Here is a 26,141-nt window from a genome sequence, read left to right on the forward strand (position 1 = left end):
CGTCACACGACGGCCCGGCCCTTTCGTGTGCCCCGGAGCGGTGGCGGGTCTACGACGCGTCGTCAAGTCGCCACCATGCGAACGCCGTTGTAGCCCACCTGCGCTGCGAGGATGCGACGAATCCACGCTCAGTGAACCTTGGGGGTTCCTTTCATGCAGGTCAGATCCATCGTCGCGGCCGCCGGCCTGGTGGCAGCGACACTCATACCCGTCACCGTCGCGCAAGCGGCCGGCCCGCCGGGCCAGGACACCACGGGCCGGCCGGCCGTGCCCTCGACCTTCACGGTGCCGCTGCCCACCGGCGACACCGTCACGGTCGAGCGCTCCGGCACCGCCGTCCGCTCGGCCACCGTCACCCCGGCGCCCGGCCGCGAGGGCGTCTCCTTCACCACCAGTTCCGTGGGATCGGACGACGTCAGCGTCATCCCCGCGGACGCCGATCCGCTGCTCGCCGCCGGCCGGCTCGACCCCCGCCTCTTCGACGTCAAGGCGCTGCTGGAGGCCGGTTACGGCACGAAGGGAACCACTGCCGACGGCGGCGTGGGCATGATCGTCCAGCACGCCAAGGGAACCGGTGCGGCCAAGCAGGCCCGCAAGGCGGCCGGCAGCGCGGCCCGTCCCGGCCACGCGATCCCCCGTCTGGGCCTGACCTCGCTCGACCCGCACGGCCGAGCGGACGCCGCCGCCACCTGGAAGCGCCTCACCGCCGGCACCGGCCGCTCGCTGGCCGGCGGTGCGAACAAGCTCTGGCTCGACGGCCGGATGCACATCGCCCTGGACAAGAGCGTCCCGCAGATCAACGCCCCGCAGGCATGGTCCGACGGATACACGGGCAAGGGCGTCACCGTCGCCGTCCTCGACAGCGGCTACGACTCCGACCACCCGGACCTGGCAGGCCGGGTGACGGTCTCGTCCAACTTCCTCGGCGGCGGCACCGCCGAGGACGACAACGGCCACGGCACCCACGTCGCCTCCACCATCGCCGGCGTCGACCCCACCTACCGCGGGGTGGCCCCCGACGCGTCGCTGGCCGTGGGCAAGGTCTGCGACAACACCGGCTCCTGCCCGACCTCGGCGGTTCTGGCCGGCATCGACTGGGCCGTCAACACCGTCCACGCCAAGGTCGTCAACATGAGCCTGGGCGGGCCGGCCGACGAGACGGACCCCGCGATCGCGGCCATCAACGACCTGTCGGCGAGCAGCGGCACGCTGTTCGTCGTCGCCGCCGGCAATGACGGCGAGTACGGCACCGGCACGGTCGGGGCGCCCGCCATCGCCAACGCCACCCTCGCCGTCGGCGCGGTCGACGCCGACGACGAACTCGCCCCCTTCTCCAGCCGCGGCCCCCGTCCCAGCGACAACGCCGTGAAGCCCGACATCACAGCGCCCGGCGTCAGCATCGTCGCCGCGAAGATGGGCGGCGGCCACACCTCCAAGAGCGGTACGTCGATGGCGACGCCGCACGTGGCGGGCTCCGCCGCGCTCGTCGCCCAGGCGCACCCCGACTGGAACGGCGAACAGATCAAGACGGCGCTCATGAACAGCGCCGAGCCGAACGCCAAGCGCGCGCCGTACCAGCAGGGCACCGGCCGGGTCGACGTGGGCACCGCTGTGCGTCAGACGGTCCTCGCCTCCCCGGCGAACCTGACGACGACGGCCGGCTGGTCCGACAGGGCCGGCAAGGACACCGAGCAGACCGTCACCTTCACCAACTCCGGTGACAGCGCGACGACGCTCGGCCTGGCCCTCGGGAAGCCCCTCTCGCCCACCGCCCAGCCGGGCAACGCCGGGCAGTTCTCGGTCGACCGCGACCAGGTCACCGTCCCCGCGCACGGCACCGCGACCGCGACCGTCACCAACCGCGCCACGCTGTTGCCGCACGGCCCGTGGTCCGCGGTCCTCACCGCCTCGCAGGACGGCAAGGCCGTCACCCGTACGATCCTCGCCGTCAACAGCCCCGTTCCCAGCCACCAGGTGACGGTCCACGCCGAGCAGCGCGACGGCACCCCGGCGACCGGCACCGCCCTGCTGGTCAACCGCTGGACCGGCGACCGCTACCCGGTCCGCCTCACCGCGGGCACCGCGACGGTGACCGTGCCCGAGGCCCAGTACTGGGTCGGCATGACGATCAACAGCGGCACCGGCACCGAGCGGACCACGACCATGGCCGCCACCTCCGTCACCCCGATCGAGGACACCACGGTCGACCTCGACGCCCGCACCGCCGTTCCGGTCGCCGTCGACGTCCACGACCCGGCCGCCCGTGCCACGGCCGTGCAGGCCGCGCTCGCGCTGCCCGCCGGCACCGGGACGTACACGCTGAGCGTGGTCACCACCGGCGAGCGTGCCGGACAGTCCCTGTACGCGACGCCGTTCGCCGATGCGGACGCCAAGTACCGTACGTTCGCCGTGTTCGCGTCCAAGGACGCCTCCACGCAGTCACCCAGCCCGTTCTTCTACCACGTGGCACGGAACTGGAACGGCGGGGTGCCGGCCGCTCCCGCCTTCTCGGTCTACCGCCGGGACCTGACCGACGTGCGCGTGCACTTCAACGCCCAGGGTGCCCCCGCCGCAGGCACCACCGGCGCCGCGCCGGACGACGACGCCCTGCTGCCGCTCTTCATCGACCAGCAGGCCCGCTTTCCCTCGACCGTCCGCGACTACCGCACGGCCGGCGAGTGGCTCGACCGGGCCACGATCGCCGGCCGCCAGTCGATCGTGACCTCGACGCAGGCCTTCGGCCCGCACGCCCTGCGCCGCCTGGACTTCGCGGCCGCGGTGGTCGGACCGGCGCTCCCCGCCGTGGCCGCCTACCGGGTCAAGGACACCGTGGTCTGGGCCGGAACGCCGTGGTTCGTCGACGGCGACGGCACACGCGGCGGCACCGACTGGGGCGCGACGGGAACGCTCAAGCTGGCGAAGGACGGGCAGCAGGTGAGCCAGTGGAGTGCCGTCGGCAGCGGCAAGTCCGTCACGGCCCCGGCCGGTCCGGGCCGGTACACCCTGGACGCGGACCTCACCCGTGACCAGGCCTATGCCGCCCTGTCCACCCGGCTGCAGATGCAGTGGGCCTTCGACTCGGACACCGACGACGGGGCCGGCACCGTCCTGCCCCTGATGGCCGTCCGCTTCACCCCACACGGTCTCGACGCGTCCGGCGGCGCCGCTCGCTTCGCGACGACGCGGGTGGACGTGAAGGTCCAGCGGGCACCGGGAGCCGTGGAAGCCACCGTCACCCCGGTGAAGCTGGAGGTCAGCTGGGACGACGGTGCCACCTGGCACACCGTCAAGGTCACCGCCGGTAGGGGCGGAACGCCGCCGCACGCCGGACTGACCGCCCCCGCCGGCGCCTCGTACGCGACCCTGCGCGCCACGGTCGCCGCGAGCGACGGCAGCTCGGTGAAGCAGACCGTCACCCGGGCCTTCGAGGTCAACAAGTCCCTCGGTTAGACGGGACCGTGAGCGGGTCGGCGCCCCCTGGGGAGCCGGCCCGCTTTCGCGTTCGCAGGGGTGGCGAGGATACGACATGACGTACTTTCGCCATCGTCGCTCCCCGGACAGTGGCGCCCCGCTCAACGGCCAGTAATCCCAAGGTAAACGGGCCCTTCCGCGCTTCCGCCGAGCGGCTCCGGGCCCGGGGAGACCGTTGTGGCCCTCGGCGAGACTGAGGCTCATGTCCACGTCCAAGCCCCCGCTCGATCCCGGAAATCCCCCGAGGACCACCCAGGTGCCGGAGCGCGCGTCCCGTCCGCCCGCCCGCGAACCCGCGCACGACGATGAGCCGGCGGACATGGCGGAGAGCTTGCAGGCCGTCTTCCGGCAGCTGGGGGAGGACCTGCGGCGCGCCGAGTCGGCCGTGGCCGGCCTCGTCCGTGGCCGGCCCGCGGACGACGGTCTGGTGTACGTGGAGACCGTCGACGGCCCGGTGGCCCAGGGGCGCAGGGTCCTGGAGCTGGAGACCGGTGCCCGGCACACCTTTCAGGCGTTCCTGACCGGACTGAACACCGTCACACCGGTCCCGAAAACCTTGACGTCGCCCGCGGACGCCGCGCCTCCCGGCTTCGACTCGGTCCCAGGCGTGACCTACCAGCTCCTGGTCGACCGCGACTTCCTCGCCGAACCGGCCGCGGTGGCCGCCCTTGAGGAGCGGGTGCGCCGAGGTGAGCAGGTCCGGGTGATCGACAGCCCACTGCTGAAACTGGCCATCGCCGACGGTGAGGTCGGCATGGTCCAGCTCGACCCGGAGCGCGCGGTGCTGCTGAGGCAGCCGCTCATCATGCTGGTCACCGAGCTGTTCGCGGCCGCCTGGCGGCACTCCCGCCCGTATCTGCGCGAGGTCGCCGAACTCGCCCCGGTCGACCGGCAGATCCTCCAGCTGATGCTTTCCGGCCTCACGGACGCGGCCACCGCCAAGCAACTGGGCACCTCGCCGCGCACCGTCCAGCGCAGACTGCGGGCGCTCATGGACCTGGCGTCGGTGACGTCCCGGCTCCAGCTCGGCTGGTACGCCATGCGCAACAACTGGATGTGACGGCCGGTCGCACCACCGGATGGCGAGGCGGCGACAGCGCGCACGCTGTCGCACACTCGCCACCGGTACGCCTTGTCGTGGCGCGCGGGGATCCGCGAGGCTCCGGGGGTCTCCCTGCACTTCCCCCGTGTCGACAAGGAGTCCCGCGTGCCCGGATCCAGACGGTTCCCCCTCCTGGCGGCGGCCGCCGCCCTCGCCCTCGGCGTGAGCGGCCTCGGCCAGACGCCAGGCGTGGCCGCCCCGTCCGCCCCCGAAAGTCCCGGCCGAGCAGCGCAGCCCACCGAGCACCAGGTCACGCTCGTCACCGGCGACGTGGTGCGTCTGACCCAGTGGCCGGACGGCCGTCGCTCGGCGATGATCGTCCCCGCCGGGGGCGGCACCGTCCGCCACAACGCGTTCATCAACGAATCGTCCGACGGCCTGTTCGTCATCCCCGAACAGGCGCAGGAGCTGGTCGACGCCGGCAAGGTCGACGCGTGGCTGTTCAACGTCAGCGCCCTGGTCGAGCAGGGGTACGACGACGCGCGCTCCGCGGACCTGCCCCTGATCGTCTCCTACGGCTCCGGTGCACGCGCGGCCCGTGCCGCCGTGCCCGACGGCGCCGCGCGCACCCGCACGCTGGCCAGCCTCGGCGCCGCCGCGCTCCGTACGCACAAGAAGCAGGCCCGGACGTTCTGGGACGAGGCGGTGCGCCCCGGAAGCAAGGACGCGAAGGCCACGCTCGACGGGGGAATGACCCGGATCTGGCTCGACGCCAAGGTCACGGCCTCGCTCGACCGCAGCGTTCCGCAGATCGGCGCCCCGGCCGCCTGGCAGGCCGGCTACGACGGCAAGGGCGTGAAGGTCGCCGTGCTCGACAGCGGCATCGACGCGACCCACCCCGACCTGAGCGGCAAGGTCGTCGAGTCCCGCAACTTCACCACCGAGGGCGACGCCGACTCGGTGGTCGACAACAACGGCCACGGCACCCATGTCGCCGACACCGTCGTCGGCAGCGGCGCGGCCTCCGGCGGGAAGTACAAGGGCGTCGCCCCCGGCGCGCAGCTCGTCATCGGCAAGGTGCTCGACAAGAACGGCCAGGGGAGCACGTCCGCCGTTATCGGCGCCATGGAGTGGGCCGCGCACACCGGTGCCAAGGTGATCAGCATGAGCCTGGGCAGCGGCCCCGGCAACGGGGACGACCCCTCCAGCCTGGCCGTCGAGCGCCTGACCGCGGAGACCGGCGCGCTGTTCGTCATCGCGGCCGGCAACGACGGACCCACGCCGAACACGGTCGCCAACCCCGCCGCCGCGCCCTCCGCCCTCGCCGTCGCGGCCGTCGACCGCAACGACGCCACCGCGTCGTTCTCCAGCCGGGGCCCGCTCACCAACGGCACGCTCAAGCCCGACATCGCCGCGCCCGGGGTCGGTATCGTCGCCGCCCGCGCCGCCGGTACCTCCAGGGGGCAGGTCGTCGACGAGCACTACACGGCGCTCAGCGGCACCTCCATGGCCACCCCGCACGTGTCGGGCGCGGCGGCCATCCTCGCCCAGCAGCACCCCGACTGGTCGCCGCAGCGGCTGAAGGACGCCCTGATGTCGACCTCCGAGTCCGTGGCGGGCGCCACCGGATACGAGCAGGGCGCGGGACGGGTGGACATCGGCCGGACAACGGCCCGGACGCTCTTCGCGACCGGTTCCGTCGGCTACGGCTTCTTCAAGTACGGCGCGGCGAACGAGCCGGTCGCCCGCACCGTGACCTACCGCAACGACGGCGACACCTCGCGGACCCTCGACCTGTCCGTGCGCGGTGACAACGGGCTCGGCACCCCCCTGCCCGCCGGCATGGTGACCCCGTCCGCCGACTCCGTGACCGTGCCCGCGCACGGCACCGCCGAGGTCGTCCTGACAGCCGACCCCGAGGCCGGACCGAGCGGACGCATCAGCGGAACGCTCACCGCCGCCGATCGCGACGGATCGGGCGCCGTGCACACCGAGTTCGGCCTGGTGAAGGAGGACCGCGTGGTCGCCCTCACCGTGCACGCCGTCAACCACGCCGGACAGCTCGCCTACCGCAACAGCGACGTCAGCCTCTACAACCTGGACACCGGCGCCCTCTCCACGCTTCCCCTCAACGCCAAGGGCGACGTGGTCTTCCGCGTGAAGCCGGGCACGTACAGCCTGATGGGCTTCCTCGCCGGGTTCGACGAGGCCGGCAAGCAGGTCGTCGACTTCACGCTGGCCGGTGATCCGCAGTTGGTCGTCGACAGTGACCGCAAGCTGACCCTCGACGGCACCGCCGCGAAGGAGATCAAGGTCAGGACACCGACCCCGGCCGAGCACCGCGGCCTGATGGCCGGGTACGAACGCTCCAGCGGATCGCGTTCGGCGACGCAGATCGCGCAGCTCGACCAGTACGTGGACCACGTGTACGCGCTGCCGACCGAGAAGACCACCCGGGAACACTTCACCCTCTTCACCCAGTGGGTGATGTACACCCCCGAGATCCGCATCGACGCGGTCGGACACGGCGTCGTGCGCAGCCCGGAGTACGTGGTCGGCTCCCCGAAGCTGGACGGCGTCTCGCTGCGCCGGGTCGTCCCGGTCGGCACGGCCTCGGCGGTCGACCTCACCGGGGTGGACCTGTCCGGCCGGATCGCGCTGATCCGTGCTTCCGCGGACCTGGCGCTCACCGACCAGGTCACGGCCGCGGCGAAGGCGGGTGCGAAGGCGGCGCTCGTGTACACCACCGCGCCCGGCCGCTTCCTCGCCTCGGCGGGCACGGCGACGCTGCCCGTCCCCGCGCTCACCCTGGACGCCGGGCCGGGCCAGGAGCTTGCCCAGCAGGCCGCGTCCGGACACCAGGTCCTGCTGATCGCCGCGGAGGCCGAAAGCCGGTACGCGTACGACCTGCTCTTCCCGTGGGACGGGCAGATTCCCGAGGACACCATGCTCAAGGCCGACACGACCACCACCGCCCGGGTCGAGGCCGACTACCACTCCCACACCGAGAACCCCTTCGCCCAGGACCTTCGCTGGGCCTACCGGCCGGGCCAGGCGACCGCCACCTCGTGGAGCACACCGCGACCCCTGCCCGCGCCGATCCACCGCACCGAGTGGGTGTCGGCGAACGGAGTGACGTGGCGCCACCTCGTCTATCTGGACAAGGACTGGGGCAGCCACTACAGCGGCCCGATGACCGACTACAGCCCGGGGCAGGTCGTCAAGGAGGACTGGCTCAAGCAGGTGGCCCGCCCCGCCGTCCCCGAGAACGACCCGGAGTACATCCCGGTGCGCGGTCCCGCCACGATGAACCTGGCCATCACCCCATGGACCGACTCGGAGGCAGTTCACGACGGCGTGTACTCGTACGCCACCGACACGTTCTCCACCCAGCTCTCCGCACACGGAGAGGTGCTGGCGAAGCGCATCACCGCCGTCGGTTCGTTCCCCGCTCCGTACGCCGAGCCGACCGAGTACACGCTGACCATGGACAGCGCCCGTACCGCCGACTACTGGAAGATGTCCACGCGCACCCACTCCGAATGGCGCTTCACCTCGGCCCGCCCGGAGTCGGGGACCGCTCCGCTGCGGCTGCTCCAGCTCTACTACGACCTGCCGCTCGACCTGCTCAACCGGGGGCCCGCGGGTGAGAGGTTCGGCTTCACGGTACGTACCGAGGAACCCGGCACGGCGGGCCCGGTCAGAGCGCGGACGATGACCGCCGAGGTGTCGTACGACGACGGGACCACCTGGCGGAAGGCGTCGGTGTCCGGTGGCGCCGACGGCCGGTTTACCGTGTCCATCCGCCACCCCGTGGGGGCCGGATACGTGTCGCTGCGGATCGGCGCGCAGGACGCCGACGGCAACTCCGTCCAGCAGACCATCACCCGGGCGTACGCCGTGAAATGACGGGACCGGCCCGCCCCGCCGGGTGCCCCCGGACGCCGCCGCGTCCGGGGGCACCCGGCGTTGTGGACAGTGCGCTCACCCCCGTCCGGACGGTCGGTTGGCGAGAGGGCGCCATGTCGCCAACTCGCCAGCCCTCAGCGCCCGGTGACGCGGTGTACCGCTCCCATACTGCTGTGTGGTCACCACCGCGCGATCATCCCGCGGCCCTCGTACGGATTTCCTGTGAAGGAGAGTGCGTGTTGAGGCAAGTCCCCCCACGACGGCGCGCCGTCGTCGCAGCCCTGGTCTCTGGTGTCATGAGCCTGCCACTCATGGGGGTGCTGCCCGCGTCGGCGGCGGCGCCGTCCGAGCCGAGCCCGTACGCACAGAAGACAACCGGGCCTACACCGAGGGCTCGTACGGCTACCTCGGCCGCACCGGCACGGTCACCACCCGTCAGCCCATCGCCGGCACCGACGACCGGGCGCTGTACTCCAGCGCCGCGAAGGGCGCCTACGAGTACCGCTTCGACGGTCTCCCGGACGGCACCTACCAGGTGGAGCTCGGCTTCGCCGAGCTGAGCAACACCCAGCCCGGCAAGCGGGTGTTCGACGTCCTCGCCGAAGGCGTCCAGGAACTCCCGGACGTCGACATCGCCCTGGAGGCGGGCGGCACCTACCGCGCACTGGCCCGGACGTTCACCGTCCACGTCGTAGACGGACAGCTCAACCTGCGGTTCGCGAGCCCCTCCGATCAGCCGCTCGTCAACTCCATCCGCGTCACTCACCGGCCCGACCTGGGCTGACCTCGAACCCCGGCGCGGTGCGGACCGGCCTCCGGGTCCCGGTCCGCACCCGCGCCGGCCCTGCATGAGAGAACCCTCCGGAAAGAGAGTGCGTACGTGAGACAGCAACTCGCGCGACGGCAGGGCCTGATGGCCGCCGCGCTCACCCTGGCCATGGGGGTGCCGCTCCTCGTAGCGGTGCCCGCCTCCGCGGGCCCGGCCCCGACGCCCGCGGCCCAACTGCTGGGCAAGGCCGACACCGAGGTGGTCCGGCAGCTGGACAAGAAGGACACCACGACGTTCTGGGTGCAGCTCGGCTCCAAGGCCGACACCTCGGCCGCCAAGCTTGCGAAGACCCGGGTGGGCCGGGACAAGGCCCTGATCGCGGCCAAGAAGCGGCACGCCGCCACCACCCAGGCCGGCATCGAGGACCTGGTGAAGCAGGCGGGGGCGCACTCCACCTCGTACTGGATCAGCAACACCCTCAAGGTCACCGGTGACAAGGCCCTCGCGCAGAAGATCGCCGCCCGCCCGGAGGTCGCCTCCATCGCGGCCGACAAGCTCCTCCAACTCCCCGAGGAACTGCCCGCCGAGCAGGAACCGACGGTCAACGGCGTCGAGTGGAACCTCGACAGCATCAACGCGCCCAAGGTCTGGGACGAGTTGGGCATCAACGGAAGCGGCATGGTCGTCGCCAACATCGACACCGGCGTCGACTACCAGCACTCGACGCTGATGAACAAGTACCGCGGTCTGAAGGCCGACGGCACGTACCAGCACGAGTACAACTGGTTCGACGCCACCGCGAGCTGCCCGGGCGACGCCCCCTGCGACGACCACGGCCACGGCACCCACACCATGGGCACCATGGTCGGCGACGACCACGACGGCAACCGGATCGGTGTCGCCCCGGGAGCCCGGTGGATCGCCGCCAAGGCGTGCACCCCGACGGGCTGCCCGCAGGACGCGCTGATGGCCGCCGGCCAGTGGATCCTCGCGCCCACCGACCGGGGCGGCCAGAACCCGCGCCCGGACCTGGCCCCCGACGTCGTCAACAACTCCTGGGGTGCCGATATCATCGACACCTGGTACAAGGACATGGTCCAGGCATGGACCGACGCCGGGATCTTCCCCGCGTTCTCCAACGGCAACGACGGCCCCGACTGCGCCACCGCCGGCTCCCCGGGTGCCTACACCAACAGCTACGCCACCGGCGCCTTCGACAGCGCCGGCGACATCGCGTACTTCTCGTCCCGGGGCGCCGGCGAGGACGGTGCCGTCAAGCCGGACATCGCAGCCCCGGGCGTCGACGTCCGTTCGGCCGCCCCCGGCGGCGGATTCGCCGTCATGTCCGGTACGTCGATGGCGTCACCGCACACCGCCGCCACCGTCGCCCTGATGTGGGCGGCGTCCCCGGCGATACGCGGCGACGTCGCGGCCACCGAACGCCTCCTCGACCGCACCGCCCACGACGTGGACGACACCACCTGCGGCGGCAGCGCCGAGAACAACAACGTCTACGGTGAGGGCCGGCTCGACGCCTACGAGGCCGTCGTATCCGTCCCCCGCGGCCCGCTCGGCGGCCTCACCGGCAACGTCACCACCGACGGCGCACCGCTGGCCGGCGCCACTGTGGAACTCGACGGGCCGATGAACGCCCTCGCCGACACCCACGCGGACGGCACGTACAGCCTGCCGAAGCTCATGGTCGGCGACTACCGGGTCAAGGTCACGAAGTTCGGCTACACGACCGCCGAGTCCACCGCCACCGTCACCGAGGGCGCCACCTCCACCCGCGACCTGGCCCTCGCCCTCGCGCCCATCGGCACGCTCACCGGTACCGTGACCACGCTGTCCGGCCCCGAGGCCGGCGCGAAGATCGTGGTGGCGGGTGCCCCCGCCGACACCTCCACGACGACGGCGGCCGACGGTACGTACGCGCTCCGGCTCCCGGCCGGTGCCTATCAGCTGACGGTCTCCCCGGTCTCCCGCTGCGCCACGATGGGATCGTTCGGCGTCCAGGTCGTCGCGGGCGAGGCCGGTAAGGACCTCGCCCTGCCCAACCGCAGCGACCGGTTCGGCACCGTCTGCCGGACCACGCACGACACCGCGTTCCCGTCCGGCGCCACCAAGCTCAGCACCAGCAGCGACTACGACGGCTCGGCCACGGTCAAGTTCCCCTTCCCTGTGGCGCTGTACGGAAGGACGTACCGGCAGGCCTCCGCGAACATCGAGGGCTTCCTCGCCTTCGAGACGTCACTCAACGTCAGTGCCAACCGGACCATGCCCTTCCCTGGGCTCCCCAACGGATCGCTCTACCCGTTCTGGGACAACCTCCAGCTCGCCACCGACACCGGCGACATCTACTGGTCCACCCGCGGTACCGCCCCGCACCGCGAGATCGTCGTGGAGTGGCGCGACGTGGTGACATCCGCCGCACGCACGCAGAGGCTCGACTTCTCCGTGGTGATCGGTGAGGACGGCACGTACTCCTTCCACTACCGCAACCCCGTCGGCGGCGACTACGCGAAGGGTTCCGGCGCCACCATCGGGGCCGAGAACGCGGACGGCACCGACGCGCTGCAGTACTCGTACAACGAGACGTCCGTGAGCGACGGCCTGGCGGTCGAGTTCCGGCCCACCCGCAGCGCGGCCTTGACCGGCACCGTCACCGACGGCAACGACGCCAAGGCGCTCGCCGGAGCCACCGTCACCGTCGAGCGTGACGGCGAGCCCGTCGCCACCGGCACCACGGGGCCCGACGGCACGTACCTGGTGCAGACGCCGGTGACCGGCGACAAGACCGACTACGACGTGACCGTCACCGCCGCGCACTACGGCACGGGCACGCGTACCGTCGCCCTCGCGACCGGCGCCACGGAACAGTTCTCCACCGCGCTGGCCACCGGAAAGGTCACCGCCACCCCGGCCACCGCGACGACCGTCGTCGTGCCCGCCGAGGAGAGCAGGCAGCGCACCCTCACCCTTGCCAACCCCGCCTCCGACACCGGCTACTCGGTCACAGAGGCCGGCGGCGCCTCCTGGTTCAGCGCCGCACCCGCACAGGGGCGGCTGGCCAAGGGCGGTGAGCAGAAGGTCGTCCTGACCTTCGACACACACGGTGTGGCGCCCGGCACCGCCCTCAAGGGCACCGTCGTCATCGCCTCCGACAGCGGCCGGGCCCCGGAGATCAGGGTTCCGGTGACCGTGTCCGTGCCCGCCTACCGCACGGCGATCGACGCCGGCGGGGCCAAGGCGTACACCGACTCAGCCGCCGACGCCTGGACCCCGGACCGGAAGTACACGGCCGGCTCGTACGGCTTCGTCGGTCAGTCCACGAAGGTGAGCACCACCAACGCCATCGAGGACACCACTGACGGCAAGCTGCTGCGCACTGCACGCGAGGGCGCTCTGGAGTACCGCTTCGACCAGGTGCCGAACGGCACGTACCAGGTGGAGCTGGACTTCGCGGAGCTCGGCAAGGTCACGGCCGGACAGCGCCTCACCGACGTCCTCGCCGAGGGCTCCGTCCGCCTGCCCGACCTCGACATCGTCGCCCAGACCGGCGGCAGCTACCGGGCGCTCACCAAGTCCTTCACGGTCACCGTCACCGACGGCCAGCTGAACGTCCGGCTGGTTGCCACCGGCGCCGAGAAGACCCTCGTCAACGCCGTCCGCGTCACCCAGCGTCCCGACCTGAGCAGCTGATCCCCATGAGGAAAGCAGACGTGAACCGACACAGAACACCCCGGTGGCGAGGACTCCTCACCACCGCGCTCGCCACGACCCTCGGCGCCCCGTTCCTGGGCGCGCTGCCGGCCGTCGCCGACACCGAACCGGTCCCGCCGACCACACTGCAGAGCAAGGCGGACAGCGCCCTGCTCAAAGACTTCACCCGGCACGACAAGGTCTCGTTCTGGGTGCAGCTCGCCTCCCAGGCCGACACCTCCGCCGCGAAGAAGGCCACGACCAAGACCGGTCGGGGCCGTGCCGTCCTGAAGGCGAAGACCGCGTACGCCAAGACCTCGCAGCAAGGACTCACGGCGCTGCTGAAGCAGGCCGACGCGTCCTACACGTCGTACTGGATCAGCAACACCGTCAAGGTCACCGGCAGCAAGGCCCTGGCCGCGAAGATCGCCGCCCGCTCCGACGTCGCCTCGATCGAAGCCGACGACACCGTCCCGCTCCCGCCCGCGGTCAACGGCACCGACGAGGCCAAGGTCGACGGCATCGAGTGGAACGTCGACCGCATCAACGCCCCCAAGGTGTGGAACGAGTACGGGGTACGCGGTGAGGGCACGGTCATCGGCAGCATCGACACCGGCGTTGACTACCAGCACCCCGCCCTCGCCGCCGCCTACCGCGGCCTGAAGACCGACGGCACCTACGACCACGCCTACAACTGGTTCGACGCGACCCACACCTGCGGCACGGCACAGCCCTGCGACGACCAGGGCCACGGCACCCACACGATGGGCACCATGGTCGGTGACGACGGCGCCGGCAACTCCACAGGCGTCGCACCCGGCGCAAGCTGGATGGCGGCCAAGGCCTGCACCACGCAGGGCTGTCCGCGCGACGCGCTGCTCGCCGCCGGGCAGTGGATGCTCGCGCCGACCGACGCCGACGGGGAGAACCCGCGCCCCGATCGCGCCCCCGACGTCATCAACAACTCATGGGGCTCCGACAGCCTGGACACCTGGTACCAGGCGATGGTGCAGTCGTGGCGGGACGCCGGGATCTTCCCGGCCTTCTCCAACGGCAACGCGGGACCCTACTGCGACACCGCCGGCTCCCCGGGCGCGCTCACGAACACGTACGCCTCGGGCGCCTTCGACAGCAACAACAAGATCGCCTCGTTCTCCGCACGCGGACCGGGCATCGACGGCACCGTCAAGCCGAACATCTCCGCCCCCGGCGTCAACGTCCGCTCCGCCACCCCCGGTGGCGGCTACGCGGCCAAGTCGGGCACGTCGATGGCCTCACCGCACACCGCGGCCACCGTCGCCCTGCTCTGGTCGGCCGCCCCGGCGCTGCGCGGTGACGTCACCGCCACCGAAGCGGTGCTGAACAAGGCCGCGATCGACGTCGACGACACCACCTGCGGCGGCACCGCGGCCTTCAACAACGTCTACGGCGAAGGCCGGCTCGACGCGTACGCCGCCGTCAACGCGGCCCCGCGCGACCACGTCGGCGCCCTCACCGGCACCGTCACCATCGGCAGCGAACGGGCCGCCGACGTCGAGGTCTCCGTGGCCGGTCCCACGCACGCCACCCTGACCACGAAGAAGGACGGCACCTACGCCTTCCCGCGGCTGGTCTCCGGTGCGTACACGGTGACCGTCACCAAGTTCGGCTACCTCACCGACACCGCCGGACTCACCGTCACCGACGGCGACTCCGCCACCCACGACACGGCACTCGCCACCGCACCCACGGGCACCCTGACCGGTACCGTGCGCAGCGACTCCGGCACCGAGGCCGACGTCGCGATCAAGGTGCAGGGCACCCCGGTCCGCGCCACGACCGCGGCGGACGGCAGCTACAAGCTGACGCTGCCCGTGGGCGGCGGGTACCGGATCAGCCTGACCCCGCTGAACCACTGCGCGGCCACCATCGGCATCGTGACCGACATCGCCACGGGCACGGCCACCAAGGACATCGCCCTCGCCACCCGCACCGACGCCTTCGGCACCACCTGCCGCCAGGTGTCCGCGGAGTACCCGACCGGCGAGACGAAGATCGATTTCCCGCCACCGTCGAGGGCCTACTCCGCGGTGACGCTGCCGTTCCCCGTCGCCCTGTACGGCCACACGTACGACAAGGGATGGATCACCCGCGACGGACAGGCGATCTTCGGCTACCTCTCCGTGCTCGACAACACCCCGCTGCCCGACAAGGCCCCGGCCAACGGCGCGCTCTCACCGTTCTGGGACCAGCTCGCCATGGACGCCTCGTCCGGCATCTACACGACGGTCCGTGGCACCGCCCCGCACCGCGAGTACGTCGTCGAGTGGCGCGACATGCTCATCGCCCGCGACACGAGCCGGCGCATCGGCTTCGCCGCAGTGATCGGCGAGGACGGTACCTACTCCTTCCACTACAAGGGCATCGACCCGAGCGCGAAGGGCTTCGAACAGGGCACCGGCGCCACGATCGGCGCGGAGAACCACGACGGCACCGACGCCTTCCAGTACTCGTTCGACCAGCTCTCCGTCCGTGACGGCATGGCGATCAGCTTCCGGCCCGAGGGCCACGCGGTCGTCTCCGGCACGGTGACCGACGCCAACGACGGCAAGCCTGCCTCCGGCGCCACCGTCACCGTCACCCGCGACGGGACGAGCGTCGGCACGGCGACCACCCGGGCCGACGGTGCCTACCTGACGCAGGTCCCGGTGACCGCGGCGACCGACTACAAGGTCACGATCACGGCGCCGCACTACGCCACGGCGACCCGCACGGCCGAACTGGGCAGCCTGTCCGCACTGCGCACCGAATCCGCCCTGACCACGGGCGCGGTGCGGGCGGACAACGCGGCCGGCTGGCAGCTGATCGTGCCTGCCGGGGAGCGGCGCGAGCGCACGCTGACCCTCACCAACGACGGCTCCCCGGCCCCGTACACCGTCGCGGAGAAGTACGGGGCGACCTGGCTGAAGGTGGCCCCGGCCTCCGGCACCCTCGGCGCGGGCGCTCGGCAGCAGGTCACGCTGACGTTCGACACTACGGCCGCCAAGCCCGGCAGCGTCCTCACCGGAACCCTCGTGCTGACATCGGAGAGCGCGCGTACGCCGACGCTCTCCCTGCCGCTGAAGCTGGTCGTCCCGGCGTATCGGAAGGGTGTGGATGTCGGCGCGGACACCGCGTCCGTGGATGTCCTCGGTGACGCCTGGACCCAGGACCAGCCGTACGCGGAAGGCTCGTTCGGGTACGTGGGCGACAGCACCACGCTCACCTACACCCGCAAGGACATCGCGGGTGCCGGCAGTTCCCAGGAGCAGCAACTGCTGCGCTCCGGCCGAGAAGGCGTCGGCGAGTACCGCTTCGGTTCCATCCCGAACGGCGTCTACCAGGTGGAGCTGGGCTTCGCCGAGCCCGAGGGCGTGAAGCCGGGGCAGCGCGTCTTCGACGTGACGGCCGAAGGCGTGGAGAAGGTTCCGAACGTGGACGTCCGCCTGGAGTCGGGCGGCGCCCGGACCGCCCTGTCCAAGACGTTCACGGTCAAGGTCAGCGACGGGCAGCTGAACGTGGACTTCGATTCGGTCACCGGTATGACGTTGGTCAACTCGATCCGGGTGACACACCGCCCTGATCTGACGAGCTGATCCGGCACATCCGAACCAGCACCAGGGCCCGCTCCGGAAGCGTCTTCTTCCGGGGCGGGCCCTTCGGCGCGGGCGGGTGGCAGCGACTCGATCAGACCGCGCGGGCCCGCAACGCGTAGTCGTTGAGGACCAGCGACAGACTCGACGTGAGGCGTCGCGCGTAAGGAACGTGGAGGGACTCGTTCGGGCCGTGGGCGTTCGCGCCCGGGCCCAGCACTCCGCAGGCCAGGAACTGGGCCTCGGGGAACTGCCGGGTCAGCTTCCCCATCAGCGGAATCGTGCCGCCCTGCCCGATCCGGGCGACGTCCGCCCCGTCGAAGCAGGCCCGGCTCGCCGCCGACAGTGCCGCCCGGAGCCACGGCTGTTCGGCGGGTGCGTGCCAGCCGTCCGCGAGGACCCGGTCGGGCGTGAACCGGACCGAGGTGCCGTACGGCGGGTCCGCCTCAAGGATCCGGCCGACCTCCGCGAGGGCCGCCGCGCTGTCCACCGTGGGCGGCAGCCGCAGCGAGACCTTCACGCGTGTGCGGGGGCGCAGCACGTTGCCCGCCGACGCCACCGGGGGCATCCCGTCCGCTCCGGTGACCTCCAGACTGGGGCGCCAGGCCCGGTTGAGCAGCAGTTCCTCGGGATCGCGCGTCACCGGGGACGCGTTCCCGTACCAGTCGAAGCGGCCCCAGACCTGCTCGCCCAGCAGCGCCGCCGCCTCACGCGTCTGGGCGCGGCGCTCGTCCGGCACCTCGCAGTGCAGTACGTCCGGGCGCAGCGCACCCGTCGCGCCGTCCTCCAGCCGGTCCAGCAACCGCCGCAGCACCCGGAACGACGACGGCACCACGCCGCCCGCGTCCCCGGAGTGGGCGCCGTCGCCGAGGACCCGCACGTCGAGCGTCCCGCCGCAGGCCCCGCGCAACGACGTGACCAGCCACAGGCGTTCGTAGTCGCCCGCTCCCGAGTCCAGGCAGACCACCAGGCCCACCTCGCCGATGCGCGGCGCGAGCAGGGCGAACCAGTGGTCGAGGTCGGGGCTGCCCGACTCCTCGCCGGCCTCGAACACACCGACGCAGCGCGGCCGGGCCGCGCCCTGCTCGGCCAGTGCCCGCACCGCGGTCACCGACGCGGGCAGCGCGTACCCGTCGTCGGCGCCCCCGCGGCCGTACAGCCGGGGGTCGTCGTCCACCGGTTCCCAGGCGGTGCGGCCCCCGGTCCATCCGTCGCCCTCGGGCTGCTTGTCGAGATGGCCGTAGAACAGGACGGTCTCCGGCGCCCGCGTGCCCTCGCCCGGGACCTCGAAGAAGATCAGCGGTGTGCGTCCGGGCGCGCGCAGCACCTCCACCCGCAGGCCGGGCAGCGGCACGTTCCGCAGCCACGCGGCCGCCGCGTCGACGGCCCGGTCGAGGTGGCCGTGGGCCTCCCAGTCCGGGTCGTACGCGGGGCTGACCGCAGGGAAGCGGATGTGCTGCCGGACCAGGGGGAGCACCTCCGTCTCCCACTGGGCGTCACAGAACTCCCGTACGGGGCCGGCCTCGGCGACACCGGCCGGAACCTGCTCAGGCATCGGCGAGGATCTTCTCGGCCGGGGCGAACTCGATGCCGAGCAGCTCCTCCACCGGCGCGTACACGTCGGGCATGTACATCGTCCGGGAGAGCAACAGGTTCTCGGCCGGGGCGACCAGGACGCTGACCTGCTTGCCGACCTCGACGTCCGCGGAGGCGAGCGGCTGCCCGGCCTCGTCGAACGTCGTGATCAGATCGGGGAAGGACGCCCGGCGGGCACCGGCGACATCGAGCGCCATGTACTCGTTGACGAAGTACAGGGTGGTGCGCGCCGGGTCGTCCAGGACGGCGACGCCGACGTCCAGGCCCTCCCGCTGCTCGCAGCGGTACTCGCGCACCGTGCCGGTCACGGCGATCTCGCCGCCGAGATGCTGGGCGGCGCCGAGCACACCGCCGGCCAGGAAGCGGCGGCCCAGTTCGATGGCGAAGCCGATCGCGCCCGGCGCGCCGTTGCGCACCGCGTAGCCGACCTCGACGGGGTTGCGGGCGACGCCGACCCAGCCGCCCGCCTCGACGGAGGCGCGCCGGACGACGTTCGACGTGGCCTCCAGGCGGCCGGAGACCGAGCCCTCGACGTACGCGTACGGCTTGCCGCCCGCGTAGCCCTGGGAGGAGAGGTAGTCCTCCTCCTGGTGCAGGCCCATCGCGCCCATCACGCTGGACGGGTGAGCGCGGCCGTTGCAGGCCAGGTCGATGACGGGCAGGCCGGTCATCGCGGAGTGGAACCAGCCGTTGATGGTGGTCTCGGCGCCGTTCTCGTTCGTGTGGATCGCGACGAGCGGGCGCGGCAGGTCGCGGCGGAGCAGTTCCAGGGCGCGCAGCAGGTGTGTGGGCAGCACCTGCGGGTCGGGCGCCGCGGGGGCGCCGACCAGGGCCACCGTCGCGGTCAGGTCGTCGGCCGCGAACTCGTCGGCCGTCCACAGCTCCGGTATGCCGATCTGGAGGGCCAGTTCGGCGGTGCGCAGACCCCGCTCGACGAATCCGCCGCCACCTCCGCCGAGTACGGCACCGCCGTACACGGCCGCACGGATGTCGTCATGGGTCAACTGTCGCTTCACGGGGGTCTCCCAGGGTGGTTCTGTACAGGGTGCGAGAGGGGGTACGGGCCGTTCGGCTGTGCGGCCTACTTGGCGGCCTTGAACACGCCGTTGCCGAACGAGTAGAGGGCGTCACCGGCGATCGCGCCGCCGGCGAAGACCTCCAGGTCGTCCTTGGCCTTCGGGCCGAGGACGCGCGGGGCGAGGACGCGGACGGCGATACCGGCGGCGACCATCCAGCCGGCCATGGGCGTGGTGATCAGCAGCCCGGTCGCCAGCAGGATGCCGAGCTGGCGCTTGGAGCCGCCGATCAGCTGCACGAGCGCGCCGGGGATCGCCCACAGGGCGAGGTCGCGCGCGGTCTCCGCGGACGGGCCCGCCTTGATCGCGGCGACGTACGCGGCGTCGATCGGGGCGGTCTGCCCGTTGTCGAAGAACATCCGGTACGAGACGAGGACGACGACGATGGCGACGCCGAAGCCGATCATCGCGGCGATCAGCTGCTGACGGCGGCCCTCCAGCTCGAAGGCCGGGTCGGCGTTCTCGCCCCGCAGCAGATGGCCCGCCTTCAGGTCGTAACCCATGTCGGCGAACGCCGGGCCGGTCGCGGCGGTGAAGCCGGACAGCACGACGAGCGCCTCGGGCGGGAAGCCGATGAGAATGCCGAGCAGCAGCGTGATCAGGGCGATCGCGAAGGCGGGGAACCAGCCGGAGTGCATCGACGCGATGCCGACGAGCAGTTCGTGCAGGAACGCGGCGACGGAGGCGTACAGGAGGAAGCCGATCAGCATGCCCGGGCTCATATGGGTGGCGGCACCGGTGCCGAAGGCGAGCAGGACCGAGATCACGAGGTAGGCGCCGAAGCCCAGCCGCATGGACCGCCCCAGGCGTCGGGCGCCCTCCGGCGCACCGGCCTGTCCGGTCGCGCGGGTGTCGCCCGCCGGGGTGCGCCGGGCCTGGAGGATGGTGCGGCCGACCTGGACGAGGGCGACAAGGCCCGCCCCCATCATCATGCCGTGAGGCAGGTACATGGCGCCCAGGTCGAGCCCGAACAGCGGGTCGGCGTACTGGTTGAACAGCAGGCCGACGCCGAAGGCGGCCATGGCACCGAACCCGCCGATCAGGGCCACGCCGAACGCCGACATCGGCAGGGTGAACGCGGCGCCGACCAGACCGGTCAGCAGACCGAGGCCGAGGACCTTGGCTCGGCGGCCGCCCTCGTCGCCCGCCTTGATGGCCTGGGCGGCGGCGAGCCCGGGCGGCCAGGGGTTCTTCGCGGGGAAGGCCGGGGTGTCGTACATCCGGTAGAGCAGCCAGGCGTCGACCAGCATCGCGGCGGCGACCCCGATCAGCATCGGGATGATCATGTCGTCCATCCCGAACAGGAACGGGATCCCGATCGGCAGGAACAGGCTGTTCGCGGCGCCGAACGTGGCCGAGGAGATGCTGGTCTGGGCGAGGTTCTGGGCATGCACCGAGCGGAAGCCGCGGAACATGACGAGCGGTACGCGGGCCAGCGTCATCGCGGCCAGGGCGCCGATCAGCGAGGTGCTCGGGGTGACGCCGAGGGTGGCGAGCAGTTGTACGCCCACGATCGCGCCGAACACGCTGAGCACCACGGTGAGGATCAGATTGCCGGGGGCGAGGGCGCGGGGATGGCGCAGGCCCTCACTCGCGGGGGGCGAGGTCTCGGCCTGGGGAGAGGCGTCAGTGCTCATGGGTCTTCGGTGCTCCCGTGCGGGTGGGCGCCTTGTCAGTCGCCTGGGGAAGTTCTAAAATGTGGAACAGCATCTGAGTATCTGGATCTCCCTGGATCATCCACATGGCTCATTCCGCCGTCAAGGGCTCAGCCGGGATTCTCGGAATGTGGGCGGTCCGGAGTGGCGGACGAGGGGTGGTCGGGAGGACGCCCGGGCGCCCTTTACGATCGGACGACACGACTCGGGGGAGCTCGGGGGAGGCGGGAGAACGGTGAGCACACTCGCCAACGCGCGCGATGTCCTGCGGTTGATGGCACGTCTGCAGCGCGATCTGACCGTGACGGACGTCGCGGGGGCGCTGGATCTGCCCAAGAGCTCCGTCTCGCGGACGCTCAGCATGATGGCCGACTACGGCTTCCTCGACCGCGACCCGACGAGCCGCGCCTACCGCCCCGGCGTACTCGTCATGGAGGCCTCGTACCACTTCCGTGCCTCGCGCAGTACGGCCTCTCTCCTGGAGGAGGAGCTGGCCAGGCTGGTTGCCGACATCGGCTACACCGGATACGTGGACGTGCTCGACGGCCCCGAGTCGCTCGTGCTGCACATGCGGCTCGGGACGACCGGCGCCCTCCAGGCGTACACCCCGGCCGGCACCCGGGCACCCGCCTACGCCAGCTCCATGGGGCGGGCGCTGCTCGCCCGCCTGGACGACGCACAGGTGCTGCGCCTGGTCGACGCCCGGCTGGAACAGAGCACGGGCTCGGCGCCGCGCACCCCCGGTGAACTGACCTCCTGCCTGGCCAGGGTGCGCGCCGACGGCTGGGAGTCCTCGCGCGGCGAATACGTTCCGAACGTCGCCGGAGTCTCCGCGGCCGTACTCGACAGCGACACGGGGCAGATCTTCGGCATCGGCGTCGCGCTGCCCGCGCCCGAGCTGCACGACGGGAACGCGGCCCGCTTCGGCCGCTCCGTACGGGACGCCGCCCTGCGCGTCGGCAAGCGCATCGGCGACCCGTACTGGCTGCGGTACGTCGAGCCCGACGCCGGCCGCTGAGGCGTCAGTCCAGCAGGGGCCCGAGGGCGGCGCCCACCAGTGCACCCGGCGTCAGGACCGGCACGGTGAGCCCGGCCGCGCGCAGGGACCGCCGGTGCCGCGCCCCGTACCCCATGCAGTCGAGCATCAGGACGTCCGCCCCGGCCTCGAGGTGGGTGCCGGCCGCCGCGAGCAGGGCCGCGTCGTCGTCGGCGTAGGGCGAGGCCGTGGTGAACGCGGGGTCGGGAACGACGGTCCGCCACTTCTCGCGCGCCTCGGTGACCTGCTCGGGCAGCGGAACGACGAACCCGACCCGGCTGCCCCGCAGGACGGTGCCGACGTATCCCGTGACCAGGGCGTCCGGCTCGACGAGCCGCGCCCGCCGGGTCCGCAGGCCGGGGAACTCCCCGGTGCACAGCAGCACCACGACGTCGGCGCCCGCCTCCTCCACCTGATCGATACGGTCCTGCAGCGCGGCACCGACGGTGTCCGCGTCCAAGGTCACGGAACTGCCGTCGGCCAGCCGGCTCAGAAGGGTCGCGCCTCCTTCCGTCGCCCCGAAGCGGAGCTCGGCCTCCTGGCGGGTCAGACCGTCGAGCACACCGGCGTGCCGTACGCGTGCGGTCGCCGGCAGATGCGCCTCGATGGCTTCGGACAGGTCCGGACGCGGGGCCTGACCGATGGTCAGGAAGGTGAGCGTGTGCACGGCGGCGCCTCATCTCTGGGGAGTTCCATATACTGGAAACGAGTTCCGCATTAATGTAGACCGTCGTGGTCGCCACGCAGAGCACCCCCCGGGCCATGCCCGGGGGGTGCTCTGCGTGGCATGCGGCAGCCCGGCCATCAGCCGGGGGTGGCGTCAGGACAGTGGCGGGGCCTCCCGCGGGCGCCTCTCAGGCGTGGCCGGCATCGCGCAAGAGGTCTTGCGCCCAGGCGGCCCGGCGCGTCCCGGCCGGGTAGGGCAGGAGCTCGGCCAGCGACTCCGCCCGGGCCAGTTCCGCGGCCCCCTCGGCTTCCTCGGCGAGCGCGGTCAGCGAGGCGCCGAGCGCGATCCGGGCCTCCACCTCGGCGAGATGCTCCCCGGTACGTTCCGCCCGCGACACCTCGGCCAGAGCGAGCTGCCGGGCGGTTTCGGCCCGGCCGCAGAGCAGCTCCCCCCAGGCCGCCAGCACGGGTGCCTCGTCGCCGAAGCGGTCCAGGACCCGGAGTACTGCCTCCGGGCGCCCCGTGTCCAGGGCGAGTTCCGCACGCGCGGTGCGTACCGCGTGGCTCGCCCGCCGGTCCCCGAGCGTGGTGGCGACCGACTCGGCGCGGTCCAGGAGGACCTCGGCGGCGGCTGCCTCGTTCAGGGCCCACCGGGCACGGGCCAGCGCCGCGAGCGCGTACGGAAGACACCATGTCTCGGCCGGTTCCGCGCCCGCGACGGCGGCCTCGGCGAGGGAGAGGGCCTGTGCGGGTTCTTCCAGGAGCAGCCGGAGTTCCGCGAGGTTCGCCCGCTCGAAGGCGGCGGCCGCCGGGCCGCCGGACCGTTCGGCGAGGCCGAGGGCGCGCTCTCCCCGGTCGATCGCCTCGCGCAGACGGCCGGCCCGGCGCGCGTTCTCCCGCAGCATCGACAGGACCGATCCGAGCAGCGTCGGGTCTCCGTAGGCCTCGGCCGGTGCCAACGCCCTGTCGCCCGCGGCGCGTGCCAGGTCGAAGTGGCCCGCGAGCCCCAGGTTGCTCGCCTGAAGGACGAAGGCGCGGGCCTTCAGACCGTGGCTCGCATGCCCCGGTACCTCCTCCGCCGCTGTCAGGGCGCGTTCGGCGGCAGCGCACCCGTCGTCGTAATGACCCTGGGTGCTGAGGATGACGGACAGCGTCAGGAAGTGACCCGCCGTCGGTTCGGGAGAGGTCTCCTCCGTCACGGGATGCTGCCGCAGGACGGCGAGGCCGGGTGCCGGGGACCCGGTCCTGACCAGCATCTCCGCCAGCAGTGCCGCCGCGAGGACGCGGTTGTCGTGGTCGTCGAGCCGTTCGAACTCGGCCAGGGCCGGGCGCAGGGCGCCCACCGCCTGCTCGAAGTGACCCATGCTGCGCAGCACCTGGGCGTGCGCGAGCCGGGCGCGGCCCGCGTCGACATCGAGCCGGGCTATCAGGTCCCGGTAGTAGCGGTCGGCCGTGTCGTTCGCGTACAGGGCCGCGGCCCGTTCCGCCGCCAGGCGCAGGTACTCGGCCGCGCGGGCGTCGTCGGCGCGGGCGAAATGCGAGGCGAGTGTGTCGACGGCGTCGGGACGGCGCCGTCGTACCGCCTGCGCGAAGGCGCCGTGCAGATGCCGGCGACGGACGGCGGACAGCCGCTCGTAACAGGTGAGGCGGACCAGCGGGTGCCGGAACGCGATGCCGGTCTCGTGCCGTCCGGTCACGACGACGGTCCGCTCCTCGATGAGCGCGGCGCCGATGGCCTCGTCCAGAGCGGTGATCGCCGCGGCCCCGGAAAGGGGCGGGTGCAAGCCGTCGGCGGCCACGTCGAGCAGCTCGGACAGGGCCGTCTCGGCGCCGCCGACGGACAGCGCCTCCACCACGCGGCGTGTGTTCCCGTCGAGACGGGCGAGCTTCTCCGCCACCAACTGCCGTACCCCGTCCGGCGCGACGCCCTCGGGGTCGTCGACGCCGAGGTGCCGTGCGAGCTCGCCGGCGAACAGCGGGTTGCCCAGCGACAGTTCCCATACCCGGTCCCACCGCTCCGGGCTGTCCGTCCCGGCCCCGGAAGCCGAGGGCGCGACATCCCGCGCCACCGCCAGACACGCCTCCCGGTCGAGGCGCTGGACGATCACGTGCACGACCTGCGGCTGCCGCAGCAGAGCCGTGAGATCCACCACCCGGGGACCGGAGTCGGCGAGTTCCTCGGCCCGGTACGTCACCAGGACGCGCAACGGGAATCCGGGACGCGAAGCATGCCGGGCCAGGTGGCTCAGCAGTTGGTACGAGCCGGAGTCCGCGGCGTGCAGGTCGTCCAGGACCAGCAGCACCGGCTGCACGGCGGCGAGTTCGGTGAGCAGACCGGTCGTGGCGCGGAACAGCCGGTCGCGTTCCTCCTCGGGGCTGCGGTCGCCGGGGGACCGTACCTGCCCGAGCGACGGCAGGAAGGCCGCCAGTTCCGGGTACTCCGAGCCCACGCGGGCACGTTCGGCCACGTCCCGCTCGGCCAGCAAACCGTCCAGCGCCTCCGCGAAGACGCCGTAGGGCGTGTGCCCCTCCGCGTCGTGTCCGGCGCCCCACAGGACCGCGGATCCGGAGGCGGCGGCGAGCCGCGCGGCCTCGGCCACCAGCCGGGTCTTGCCCACACCGGCCTCGCCGGTCAGTACGCGGACCGGCGGCCCTCCGGTGGTGAGGAGCTGGTGCAGCAGCTCGTCGCGGCCGCGCAAGGGGGCCACGTCCGGGCTCTGCAGGGGCGCGGGCAGGGCCACCCGGGCCGGGCCGGGCTTACGCGTGGTGGCCAGGGCGACCCGGTGCAGCCGCTCCGTCTCCGGGCCGGGCGGGACGCCCAGTTCGGCCGCCAGCGCCTCACGGCACAGGTGGTACTGGCCCACCGCTCGCCGTCGCAGACCCTGGCGTATGTAGGCGTCGATCAGAATCCGGTGCGCCGCCTCCTCGGCCGGGCTGGACCGCAGGACGTGCTCCGCCGTCGCTGTCGCCTCCTGCACAGCGCCCCGCTCCAGGTGGGCCGAGGCCAGCGCCAGGTGCATCTCGTTCGTCAGGGCGGTGAGCCGTGCCCGCCGCGGTTCCGTCCACGAGAGGTACCGGTCCTCGGGTAGCAGCTCGCCCGTGAACAGGGCCAGGGCGTCCTTCAGCGCGACGGGGTCGTGCGAGGCCAGCGCGGACTCGGCGGCCTCCTCGGCATGGTCCGTGTCGACCCAGACGGTGGCCGGGTCGAGGGAGAGCATCGCCCCGTCCGACACGAGGTACGAGGACGCGGCGCGCGGCGCGAGCTCGGGCTCCAGCGCGCGCCTCGCCGCGTGCAGCGCGACGCGGAGATTGCCGGCGGCGGCGTGCGGATCGGTGTCCGGCCAGCAGAGGTCCATGATCTGCTCACGGTGCAGCCGGTGGCCAGGAGTGAGGGCGAGCAGCTTGACCAGCGCCTGGGCCGTCAGCCGCGGCCACCGGCCGGTCGGTTCGGGACAACCGTCACGTGTGACGTGGAAACGGCCGAAAAGGTGCAGACGCAGCAAAGGGGCGATGGGGTGACCGGAGGTGGGGAAGGTTTGCTGCGTGTTCATGGGGGCGCCACTGTAGCCGAGCACCCTGAGCCCGCAGGGCCCGGGGCGTGGCGCCCG

At 72.3% G+C, this 26,141-nt stretch carries 12 protein-coding genes; 7 read left to right on the top strand and 5 right to left on the bottom strand.

The features are described 5' to 3' along the window. Positions 1–153: 153 nt before the first annotated feature. The 6 genes from EAO72_RS07985 to EAO72_RS08010 all read left to right on the top strand — a co-directional run bounded on the left by EAO72_RS07985 (position 154) and on the right by EAO72_RS08010 (position 16,507). Positions 154–3,450 (top strand): S8 family serine peptidase, encoded by a 3,297-nt coding sequence (locus tag EAO72_RS07985; RefSeq protein ID WP_148016537.1) that lies wholly within the window; start codon positions 154–156, stop codon positions 3,448–3,450. 223 nt (positions 3,451–3,673) lie between these two features. After that, positions 3,674–4,531, top strand: coding sequence for a helix-turn-helix domain-containing protein (locus tag EAO72_RS07990; RefSeq protein ID WP_261991365.1), 858 nt, complete (start codon positions 3,674–3,676; stop codon positions 4,529–4,531). Positions 4,532–4,678: 147 nt separating this feature from the next. After that, positions 4,679–8,422 carry a S8 family serine peptidase gene (locus tag EAO72_RS07995; protein WP_148016538.1) on the top strand — a complete coding sequence of 1,248 codons (3,744 nt, stop codon included), beginning with the start codon at positions 4,679–4,681 and terminating at the stop codon, positions 8,420–8,422. A 232-nt stretch (positions 8,423–8,654) separates the two neighbouring features. Next, positions 8,655–9,206: a malectin domain-containing carbohydrate-binding protein gene (locus EAO72_RS08000; RefSeq protein WP_148016539.1), complete on the top strand. Its 552-nt coding sequence runs from the start codon at positions 8,655–8,657 to the stop codon at positions 9,204–9,206. Between the two features lie 96 nt (positions 9,207–9,302). Then, on the top strand, positions 9,303–12,893 hold the full coding sequence (locus tag EAO72_RS08005; RefSeq protein WP_261991366.1) for a S8 family serine peptidase: 3,591 nt from the start codon (positions 9,303–9,305) through the stop codon (positions 12,891–12,893). A 20-nt stretch (positions 12,894–12,913) separates the two neighbouring features. Further along, entirely contained in the window at positions 12,914–16,507 is a 3,594-nt protein-coding gene (locus EAO72_RS08010) for a S8 family serine peptidase (protein ID WP_148016540.1), read from the top strand. A 91-nt stretch (positions 16,508–16,598) separates the two neighbouring features. Here EAO72_RS08010 and EAO72_RS08015 read toward each other — a convergent pair whose 3' ends face one another. The 3 genes from EAO72_RS08015 to EAO72_RS08025 form a co-directional block, all read right to left on the bottom strand. Then, on the bottom strand, positions 16,599–18,059 hold the full coding sequence (locus EAO72_RS08015; RefSeq protein WP_148016541.1) for a M20/M25/M40 family metallo-hydrolase: 1,461 nt from the start codon (positions 18,057–18,059) through the stop codon (positions 16,599–16,601). Continuing rightward, the gene (locus EAO72_RS08020; RefSeq protein WP_148016542.1) at positions 18,052–19,116 is read right to left on the bottom strand and encodes an S-methyl thiohydantoin desulfurase domain-containing protein; all 1,065 of its coding nucleotides are present in this window, start codon (positions 19,114–19,116) and stop codon (positions 18,052–18,054) included. The genes EAO72_RS08015 and EAO72_RS08020 overlap by 8 nt, the downstream gene beginning before the upstream one ends. Positions 19,117–19,181: 65 nt before the next feature. Beyond that, the gene (locus tag EAO72_RS08025) at positions 19,182–20,813 is read right to left on the bottom strand and encodes an OPT/YSL family transporter (RefSeq protein ID WP_148016543.1); all 1,632 of its coding nucleotides are present in this window, start codon (positions 20,811–20,813) and stop codon (positions 19,182–19,184) included. Between the two features lie 253 nt (positions 20,814–21,066). Here EAO72_RS08025 and EAO72_RS08030 point away from each other — a divergent pair, with 253 nt between their 5' ends. Beyond that, positions 21,067–21,849, top strand: coding sequence for an IclR family transcriptional regulator (locus EAO72_RS08030; protein ID WP_148016544.1), 783 nt, complete (start codon positions 21,067–21,069; stop codon positions 21,847–21,849). A gap of 4 nt (positions 21,850–21,853) precedes the next feature. On the opposite strand, the gene EAO72_RS08035 is transcribed toward EAO72_RS08030, so the two are convergent. Then, positions 21,854–22,534: an AroM family protein gene (locus EAO72_RS08035; RefSeq protein ID WP_148016545.1), complete on the bottom strand. Its 681-nt coding sequence runs from the start codon at positions 22,532–22,534 to the stop codon at positions 21,854–21,856. A 187-nt stretch (positions 22,535–22,721) separates the two neighbouring features. Beyond that, positions 22,722–26,084: an ATP-binding protein gene (locus EAO72_RS08040; protein WP_148016546.1), complete on the bottom strand. Its 3,363-nt coding sequence runs from the start codon at positions 26,082–26,084 to the stop codon at positions 22,722–22,724. Positions 26,085–26,141: the final 57 nt, after the last annotated feature.

The organism is Streptomyces sp. OR43, assembly GCF_008042275.1.
Taxonomy (GTDB): Bacteria; Actinomycetota; Actinomycetes; order Streptomycetales; family Streptomycetaceae; genus Streptomyces.

Excerpts from the sequence above, each read along its gene's own strand:
- EAO72_RS07985 (WP_148016537.1), top strand. The coding sequence starts at position 154 with ATGCAGGTCAGATCCATCGTCGCGGCCGCCGGCCTGGTGGCAGCGACA.
- EAO72_RS07990 (WP_261991365.1), top strand. The coding sequence starts at position 3,674 with ATGTCCACGTCCAAGCCCCCGCTCGATCCCGGAAATCCCCCGAGGACC.
- EAO72_RS08015 (WP_148016541.1), bottom strand. The coding sequence starts at position 18,059 with ATGCCTGAGCAGGTTCCGGCCGGTGTCGCCGAGGCCGGCCCCGTACGG.
- EAO72_RS08025 (WP_148016543.1), bottom strand. The coding sequence starts at position 20,813 with ATGAGCACTGACGCCTCTCCCCAGGCCGAGACCTCGCCCCCCGCGAGT.
- EAO72_RS08040 (WP_148016546.1), bottom strand. The coding sequence starts at position 26,084 with ATGAACACGCAGCAAACCTTCCCCACCTCCGGTCACCCCATCGCCCCT.